Origin of the sequence: Micromonospora sp. NPDC023633 (genome assembly GCF_040640035.1) — a bacterium.
In the GTDB taxonomy this organism is placed as follows: Bacteria; Actinomycetota; Actinomycetes; order Mycobacteriales; family Micromonosporaceae; genus Micromonospora.
The window spans coordinates 1-8,022 of sequence record NZ_JBFABB010000204.1 but is presented as its reverse complement, the minus strand read 5'-3'; the positions used below and the strand labels follow the sequence as shown (position 1 = coordinate 8,022).

The 8,022-nt window shown below is 71.7% G+C and carries 8 protein-coding genes and 3 pseudogenes; 3 read left to right on the top strand and 8 right to left on the bottom strand.

Annotated features, from left to right (window positions below; genetic code table 11):
• Positions 1–240: 240 nt before the first annotated feature.
• From AB0G13_RS33140 to AB0G13_RS33125, 4 genes and pseudogenes are all read right to left on the bottom strand, one after another.
• Positions 241–1,599: an MFS transporter gene (locus AB0G13_RS33140; protein ID WP_357883154.1), complete on the bottom strand. Its 1,359-nt coding sequence runs from the start codon at positions 1,597–1,599 to the stop codon at positions 241–243.
• Positions 1,600–1,617: 18 nt separating this feature from the next.
• Positions 1,618–2,994: an FAD-dependent oxidoreductase gene (locus tag AB0G13_RS33135; RefSeq protein WP_357883151.1), complete on the bottom strand. Its 1,377-nt coding sequence runs from the start codon at positions 2,992–2,994 to the stop codon at positions 1,618–1,620.
• Positions 2,995–3,146: 152 nt separating this feature from the next.
• On the bottom strand, positions 3,147–3,494 hold the full coding sequence (locus tag AB0G13_RS33130; RefSeq protein WP_357883148.1) for an FAD-dependent oxidoreductase: 348 nt from the start codon (positions 3,492–3,494) through the stop codon (positions 3,147–3,149).
• Positions 3,495–3,508: 14 nt separating this feature from the next.
• Positions 3,509–3,625 (bottom strand): annotated as a pseudogene (locus tag AB0G13_RS33125) (FAD-dependent oxidoreductase); the annotation flags it as partial.
• A gap of 320 nt (positions 3,626–3,945) precedes the next feature.
• Here AB0G13_RS33125 and AB0G13_RS33120 point away from each other — a divergent pair.
• Positions 3,946–4,476, top strand: coding sequence for an SRPBCC family protein (locus AB0G13_RS33120; RefSeq protein WP_357883145.1), 531 nt, complete (start codon positions 3,946–3,948; stop codon positions 4,474–4,476).
• Positions 4,477–4,542: 66 nt separating this feature from the next.
• Here AB0G13_RS33120 and AB0G13_RS33115 read toward each other — a convergent pair whose 3' ends face one another.
• On the bottom strand, positions 4,543–5,373 hold the full coding sequence (locus AB0G13_RS33115; protein ID WP_357883142.1) for a TIGR02452 family protein: 831 nt from the start codon (positions 5,371–5,373) through the stop codon (positions 4,543–4,545).
• A gap of 133 nt (positions 5,374–5,506) precedes the next feature.
• Between AB0G13_RS33115 and AB0G13_RS33110 the strand changes: the two are divergent.
• Positions 5,507–5,677, top strand: a pseudogene (locus tag AB0G13_RS33110) (nucleotidyltransferase domain-containing protein); the annotation flags it as partial.
• A gap of 221 nt (positions 5,678–5,898) precedes the next feature.
• On the opposite strand, the gene AB0G13_RS33105 reads toward AB0G13_RS33110, so the two are convergent.
• From AB0G13_RS33105 to AB0G13_RS33095, 3 genes are read right to left on the bottom strand one after another with little or no spacing between them, the layout of a single operon-like run.
• Positions 5,899–6,072 (bottom strand): hypothetical protein, encoded by a 174-nt coding sequence (locus tag AB0G13_RS33105; protein WP_350706644.1) that lies wholly within the window; start codon positions 6,070–6,072, stop codon positions 5,899–5,901.
• Complete coding sequence (locus tag AB0G13_RS33100; protein WP_357883139.1) at positions 6,069–6,464, bottom strand: hypothetical protein; 396 nt, start codon at positions 6,462–6,464, stop codon at positions 6,069–6,071. Before AB0G13_RS33100 ends, AB0G13_RS33105 begins: the two co-directional genes overlap by 4 nt.
• On the bottom strand, positions 6,461–6,637 hold the full coding sequence (locus AB0G13_RS33095; RefSeq protein ID WP_357883136.1) for a hypothetical protein: 177 nt from the start codon (positions 6,635–6,637) through the stop codon (positions 6,461–6,463). Before AB0G13_RS33095 ends, AB0G13_RS33100 begins: the two co-directional genes overlap by 4 nt.
• A 232-nt stretch (positions 6,638–6,869) precedes the next feature.
• On the opposite strand from AB0G13_RS33095, the pseudogene AB0G13_RS33090 reads away from it, so the two are divergent.
• Positions 6,870–7,903: pseudogene (locus AB0G13_RS33090) on the top strand (helix-turn-helix transcriptional regulator); the annotation flags it as partial.
• Between the last annotated feature and the right edge of the window lie 119 nt (positions 7,904–8,022).

Below are 8,022 nucleotides of genomic sequence, written 5' to 3'. Positions count from 1 at the left end.
ACGACGTCTACGTCGGACTCTCCACCGGCACCACCTTCAGCCCCAGCACCAAATGGCACGACTACTTCGGCCTCAACGGCGAAACCACCCTCTGACTCACGCATGCTCGCCGTCCCCGTCGTGACCGCAGTCACGGCGGGGACGGCCGACGAGCGGCCGTGGCACCGGACCACTGGTGACGAGCGGAGCGTGGGTGCCCGGGTGGGACCGGCGGACAGCGACGCACCTTCGCCCGAGCGGTCAGCCGACCTCTCGGGCCTCCACCGGGCTCTGCGCGTCGCCGTCCGACACACCAACGCCGGCCTCGGCGCTCCCCCGCCGCGCGGCGGATCCGCCCTCGGCCGCCGCCCCGCTCGCCTGTGTGCCCGCCCTGTCCGGCGTCGCGCTTCCGCCTGCCGCCGCGTCTTCACCGTCGGCCCCGGTGAGGGACGCGCGGCCGGTCAGCAGCAGGCCACCGATCACGGTCAGGATCGCCACCGCGACGAGGGTCAGGCGGTAGTCCGCGACGGCGACGAGCCAGGCACCCAGCGGAATGCCTATCGACATCGGGCCGAACACGACGGTGCTGGCGGTGCCGGCGACCCGCCCGAGCAGGTCCTGCGGCGTCCGTCGTTGCACCGCCGTCATCGCCGCGACCACCGCCCAGGGCAGACCCACACCGACCACGACGCTGCCGGCCACGACGCCGGGCGTCCAGGGCAGCAGGCGCGCCGCGGTTCCGGCTGCGAACAGGACCGCGCCCAACGTCCCGACCAGTGCCTCCCCCCGTCCGGTCATCAGTCGTCCGGTGAGGAGGCCCCCGGCCAGAGCACCGGCACCCTGTGCGGAGGACAGCACGCCCATGAACGCCACCGACAGTCCCAGGCCCTCGTCGACCACGGCGAACGTGGCGGCCGTCGTGAGTCCGGACATCGTCACGACGAGGGCGCCGACGAGCACGATCGCCCGCAGGCGGGCATCCCCCAGCAGGAACCGGATGCCCTCCCAGGTCTCGTCCACGATCCGCCGTCGCCGGCTCGGCGGCCGCGACCCCGGTGCCCGGACGAGCCGGTAGAGCACGGCGGCGATGATCAGCATGGCGGCCGCAAGAGCCGCGACCCCCGCCCCACCCAGCAGCGTGAAGAGACCCGCGCCGAGCAGCGGCGCCAGGAGCTTGGCTCCCTCCTGCGCGCTCATGCGGAGGCCGTTCACCCGCCCCAGCGCGTCACCGGGAAGCGCCGCCGGCAGCCACGCGGCCTCAGCGGCGTCGAGCAACACGTAGCTGATCCCGTACCCGAGCATCACGACGTACAACAGCCAGACCTGATCCGCGGATCGCACGGCCAGCAGCAGCAGGAGCGAGGCGGCTACCACCAGATTCGTCCAGACCAGCAGCGGCCGGCGGGGTAACCGGTCGACGAGTGCGCCCAGCAACGGCCCGAAGAGGGTCGGGAAGAAGACGCAGAAGCCCGCCATGGCGGCCAGGCTGGCGGAACTGGTCAGGGCCATCACCCAGATGCCGGCGACCAGGGACATCGCCGTGCCGCCGAATCCGGAAACCAGCGAGACCACGACGAACAGAGCGATGTTGCGCCTCTGCCCGACGGGAGCCGGCACCATTCTCCGCCCTCCTTCAGGTCAGCGGGCCCGCCGATTGGCGCGCAGGGCGCCCAGGACGACGCCGGGTGTGGCCAGCGACCTCGGGTGCGCACGCAGGGAAACGACCTCGTTGAAACGCCGGGCGGTCGGCACGTCCGTGACGGTCGCCGCGACGATCTGCCTGCTGACCCAGCTGGAGAACCGGTAGCCGCGCGGGTAGGGCCCGTCGACGTGCGGCAGCGCCAGGTCGGCGGAGGTCGACATCGACCAGGCCACGTCGACCACGACCTTCTGCAGGGCGAAGAAGTGGCGCGCGGGCACGCCCGGATCCGGGCTCGACCGCAGGTACGTCGACAGGCAGGCCGCGTGCAGGGCCGCCGCCGTCATCCCCTGCCCGTACACCGGGTTGAACGAGGCGACCGCGTCACCGACGCTGACCAGCCCGGCCGGAAGCCGCTTCAGCCCGTGGAAGTCGCGCCGCCGGCTGTCGGCATGGTGGTAGGTCTGGACGTCGCCGAGCATCTCGTTCCCGGCGACCTCGCCGAACTCCGGCGGGAACTGGTCGCGCAGCCGGCGTACGAAGTCGTCCGCGGTGCGCCCTGGACGGTTCTCGCCGTAACCGGCCATCATGGCCATCCACCGGCCGCCCTCGACGGCGAAGAACGCGGCGCCGGCCACGTCCGACGACATCCTCGGCGTGTGCAGCGCCAGGACGACCGTGGCCTCCGGGTCCGCCTCACGGCGTCGGAACAGGGCGGTCGCGTAGTTGAGGTTCACGGTCATCCGCCGCAGGGCGGGCCGATCCCAGCCGGCCTGCTCCAACCACTCGGAAAGCCTGCTCGAGCGCCCCATGGCGTCCACCACGAGATCGCCCGACTCGACGCCGGGCACCCCACCGGCGTCGCAGCGGACCCCGGTGGTCGCGGCACCGTCGCACACGAGACCCGTGGCACGGGCGGTGACCGTCTTGACGTTGGGCAGTCGCAGCACCTGCTGGCGGATCAGCCCTTCCAGAAGGGGCCGGGTGCCCGCCAGGCTGTCGGCGTCGTCGGGTACGACGACCTTCAGGCGGCCGTCGAGGTAGTTCCGTCTGGCGGCGGGCGGCGCCTCGATCGCCCCCTGGGCCACGGCCTGTTCGCGGAATCCCGGAAACAGCCGCTCGAGCTGGAGGAAGCCGCCGGGCAGCAGCGCGTGCAGCTGCGTGCCCTGTGGCACGCCCGGCCGCCCGCCGGTCACCTGCAGATCGTCCCTGTCGACGATGACGACGCTCTCCGCATAGTCGGACAACACGCGGGCCGCCATCAACCCGGCGACACTGCCGCCGATCACGACGGCCCTGCCGATGGCCGGGGACGCCCGGTCGGGTGGCCGCACCGCGTTCAGCGCGGCGAGCACCCGCGCCGGGGACAAGGACATCATGCTCTCCAAGGGGTACGAGGTGGCGCTTCCCGCATGCCTGCCAGAGATCGGTGCGTGGGCGGACCGGCGGGACGGACCGGTCGCCACGACGCCCGACGATCGTCGCACAACCGCGATCCCCGGACGGGTCCGCGAAGCGGTGAGTCGGGTCAGTTGCCCGGCTGCGCCAGGATCTCCGCCGCCGCCCGCTCGCCGGCCTCGATCGCCCCGTCCAGGTAACCCGCCCACCGGGTGGCGGTCTCCGTGCCGGCCCAGTGCACCCGCCCCACCGGTCGGCGCAGCTCCGGGCCGTAGCCGCACCACGAGCCGGGGGTCGGCGCCCCGCAGAAGCACCCCCGCGTCCACTCGTCCGCCGACCAGTCGTACTCGACGGATTCCTCTGGCCGCCCGGCTGCCGGTCCGGCGACGGAGGCCAGGGCGTCGAGCAGGCTGGCCCGCCGGGCCTGCGGCGACATCCGTCGCAGCGCGTTCGCCTCCGGGCCGTAGCTGCCGACCACCGGGTGAGCACCCGCCCACCCACCCGGTCGCGCGCCTCCAGCACCCGCGTCCGCACGCCGGCGCGGGCGAGCGTGAGCGCGGCGGCCAGCCCGGAAAAGCCGGCGCCGACCACGACGACCTGGGTTCCCATGCGTCGGCATACCCGTTTGCGCCGCCGCCATGACCCCCGACGCCGGGTCACCCACCGGTCGTGACCGCCGGCAGCGAGGGTGGGCGTGGGCCCGGCGGTCGGGCGGGGCCCACACCGGCCCCCACCTGCCGGGCCGCCCCGCACCGCGGACCGTCGCGCCGCTCGCGGCGGCGCCATCCATCGACACACGTCAGCGCGTCGGGGCTGCGCGGTCGGCCCCCCGGAGGCCATCCTTGTCCGGTGCGGCTGTCGCCCGTCCTCCGACGGCGGGTGCGGTCGGAAGAGCGGAAGACCATGAAGGACACGAGAAGGAGGATGCCGTGCGCTACGTCGACGGCCCGGCGATCGAGTGCGACCTCCACCTGGCAGCCGATCCCGCCCGGGTGTGGGAGTTGGTCACGGACATCGAGCTGCCCGTGCGGTTCAGTTCGGAGCTGTGCCGGGTGCGATGGCTGGACGGCAGCGAGGGGCCGAAGCTCGGCGCCCGGTTCGAAGGGCACAACCAGCATCCCGCGCTGGGCGAGTGGCGCACCATCTCGCACATTGTGCAGTTCGACGAGCCGCGGGTCTTCGGTTGGGTGGTGATCGACCCCGACAACCGCTTCGGCGGCGGCCCCCCCGACCCGACCCGGCCGGGTGCCACCTGGCAGTACCGCCTCACCGCCGAGGACGGCGGCTGCCGCCTGTCGCACTCCGTGCGGATCGGTCCCAGCCGCACCGGGCTCAGCCTGGTCATCGACCGGGCCCCGGAGCACGAGGAGCAAATCATCGAACGCCGGCTGGCCGCGCTGCGGGACGCCATGACCGACACGTTGCAGGGCATCCGGAGCCTCGCCGAGCAGCCGCGCTGACCACGGCGGTGGCGCTGCGCGGTCGCCACCGGGTGCGCGCGTCGTCGCGACGTCGAGCCACACCGCTCAGCCGCGATGGCCTGCCGGGCCGGGCGTGGTGGTCCTGAAACGTGCCACGAACGCGCCGTACACGGGGGTACCCGACAGGTTGTCACGGATGGCGAACACCACCCGGTCGAACCGGTCGACTTCGCGCAGCGCGTCGGCGAAGGCATCCGCCACCGTGGCGGGATCGTTGCGGAACACGCCACACCCCCACGCGCCCAACACGATCGTCCGATGCCCGTGCGCGGCGGCCACCTCGAGCACCCGCCGCGCACGGCGGCGCAGCACCGCCGGCACATCGGCGGCGTGCGCGGGCTGGTTGCGGACGATCGCGCCGAGGTTCGGCGCCGCGGCGGTCAGGAACGACGTCGTGTACGGCTGGTCGAGCAGGGTGCCCTTGTCGTCGCGGAACACCGGCACGTGCGGGGAGTAGATGACCCGGTCGCTGTATCGCAGGTCGTGCTGGCCGCGGTGGAACGCGTAGAAGTCGGGCGCGGCGAGCAGGCACGGGTACAGCGCGGACGATCGCGCGATGCTCTCCTCCTGCGCCTTCGCCCCGCCGAGGAACCCGCCGCCCGGATTCTTGGCCGACGCGAACACCAGACACACCGCACCCGGCCCGAGCCGGTGGGCCGCCTGCAACGTCGACTCGTACGTCACCTCGACGTCGCCGGCCCCGGCCTCCGCCGCCCCGACCGTGAGCACCTCGTCCGGCAGGTGGTGACGGGTGCCGGCGACCGCGGCGCGCACCTGCGCACCGATGACGACCTCGTCGCCGGCGCCGTTGCGGTACCGGCCGGACTCGGCGATCGCCACCGTCTGCCGGGCGACCTCACGGAGGCGGCTGCTCACCGGCGCACCCGGCGCATCCGCTGGCTAGGGGCATGCACAGCCAGCAGGCTAGGGGGCCACCGTCTCGCCGACAACTGCTTTTCCCGCCCCTTCCAAGCCGATTGCTACGGTCGCCAACGTAATCCTGGAGTTGATGCGGGGCTATCTCCGCGCGGTTGATCAGGCGCTGCCCGGCTACGTGCGAGGCCTCTACGTCGTCGGGTCCGCCGCGCTCGGCGCGTGGCAGCCCGGCGCCAGCGACGTCGACACAGTGATCATGACCTCGCGACCGGCGACCGGCGACGATCTCGCCCAGCTCGCGAAGATCCACGCCGAGATGCCCTGGCCGCCGTGTCTCGACGGGGTCTACGTCGAGCCCGCGTTGGCGCAGTCCTGGCCGGCCGACCAGCGGGCCCTGCCGTTCGTGGTGAACTCTCGGCAAGGCGGTCGGACCGGGCTTCATACGAGGTCATCCGGCCTGCTGAGGCTCGTCTCGGGCCGGTTCGGCTGGCACGGTTGCTGTAATTCGCTGCTGTACTGCTGGCATCAGACGAGGCGCTGGATGCGGACCTTGGGTTGCTCGTTCCTGAGGTGGCCTTGCTTGTGTTGGCGGACCTGCTCGTCCCAGACCTCCTGGTCGTAGTCCGGGTCCGGCGGGATCCACTTGTGGGAGCCGTCGCTGTAGTGGAACTTCTCGTCGCCGGGCCGCAGGATGCTCACCGCAGCCAGCCGAGGAAGCGTTGGTGCAGCGCCCCCACCGGCACCCAGGTCAGGTCTTCGGAGGCGCGCACCAGTTGGGCACCCAGGTAGAGGGCCAGGGAAATCGAAGCGCCGTCGAACTCCGCACGTAGCTCTCGCTGCCGCGTGCGGCAGGGCCAGGGCGCGTCGCAGCCGCCGCAGCTCCAGATCGGCAGCACCGGGCCGTGCGTGGTCATGCGCGGCCTCCGAGCAGCGCCGCCGTCAGGGACCGCGCCTGCCGACTGGTCGCCCAATCCGCCTGCCAGCACGGGTACGGCGTCAGCCGCGACCACCACGCCCGGCAGCCGTTGCACAGGCCGTCCTTGCCCCGGCAGATGCACGACCAGGATCCGCTGCTCCGCCTCGTTGCTCATGGCTCCTCCTTGGCGGGCCAGTGGCCCCGGTTGATCGGGATGCGGTGCCGGCTACGACAGGGCAGCTCGACCCCACAGCGGCAGACCCAGCTCCACTTCCGCCACGACCATGCCGGGCGGTGTCGCCGTGCCATGGTCATCGCGACGGCGATCAGGTACTGGTCGTAGGACACTCGTCGCCACGGTGGCGGCCTGTCCCGCATCACTCGCTCCCTCCGCCGGGCAGCACTCCCTGGCCGACCCCGAACCACGGGACCGGATCTGGAACGTTCGGTAACTGCGACGCTACGATCACGACGACGGCGGTTGGACTCACCCGTGGTACGAGTGAGCAGGTCAGATGCGCTGCCGCAGCATTGGTTTCATGGCGGGAACATCGACCACCGGTCAACGTAGGGATGACGGATGACAGGTCGCGGACGATCAGCACCACATCGCGGCGAGGTGACCGGCTACCTGTTCAAGCTGATCCGGGAGTCCATCCCGCTCACGCAGGAGCAACTCGCCGCCGACCTGGATGTTGACCGCGTGACCGTGCAGAGCTGGGAATCCGGGCGCCGACCATTCACCGCGGTGCCGCTCGGACACGCGATCGCCGTCCGGCACAGGCTCGGACGGCTCGGCGCGAACACAGTCCTGCTCGCCGCACTCGACGACGCCGCCGAGGCGGATCTCATCCTCGCCACGGTCCTCGACGGACAGGTCGACCGCTGTGACATCGCCGAGCAGCCGCTGGGCTGGTCCGTACTCACCCACCGTCTGACCGACTTGATCCTCTGGGCCGTCCTCGGGCAGACACCGACCTTCGCCAGAGGGCTACCCATCATCCGTCCCCGGCGAGGTCCGGTTGCCTCCGGGCCGCCCCTTCCCGTCGACGAGCAACGCGCGTTCTTTGCTCACCTTCATGTGCTCGCCGATCGCGCCGCAGCCGGACGGCATCGGAACGTGCTGCTGCACCGGCAAGCCTGCTTCCTCGCCGGCATGGACCCCACCAAGGCAGCGGGCGGATGGCTCACCCAGACCACCGCCCGAGCCCGCCGAGCAACTACCTTCCGCACCTGGTCACCGCTGTGGCCCGACGCACGCTCCGTCGTCACGTCCCTGGCTAACCAGGGCGACCCGGAACCGTTGCGGGACTTCATCGCTCGCGCACACCCGGACGACGCCTGCGAGCGAGCAGCCCTCAACTACTCGGCCTACTGGGTGGGCGAGATCCCGCACCGCCACCGCGACGACTCCTTCATGCCCCGGGACGCTCGCTGACTGGCACGGCTCGATCCTTCTTCGGCACCTGGTCCAGCGCCTGGACCCAGGACACCCCTTCGTCGACCTCAACATCCACAACGTCTGGGCTCTGCTGGCCGCACGACGCGGTCTTGCTCTCGACAACCCCCGCCGCGACTCGGGCACTCCTCGACCGCAGTGTCCTGCTCTTAGAGGGCGTCTGATTCACGTATTTTGTGGGGTGATGCTGCCTTCAGATGTCTCGCCAGGTTGGGGTGGTTTCGTCGGTGACGCGTTTGGTGAGGTTGTCGATCATCGCGATGCGGATCATGCT

Coding starts and splice junctions, on each gene's coding strand:
- AB0G13_RS33100 (WP_357883139.1), bottom strand. CDS start 6,464: ATGAGCAACGAGGCGGAGCAGCGGATCCTGGTCGTGCATCTGCCGGGG.
- AB0G13_RS33140 (WP_357883154.1), bottom strand. CDS start 1,599: ATGGTGCCGGCTCCCGTCGGGCAGAGGCGCAACATCGCTCTGTTCGTC.
- AB0G13_RS33135 (WP_357883151.1), bottom strand. CDS start 2,994: ATGTCCTTGTCCCCGGCGCGGGTGCTCGCCGCGCTGAACGCGGTGCGG.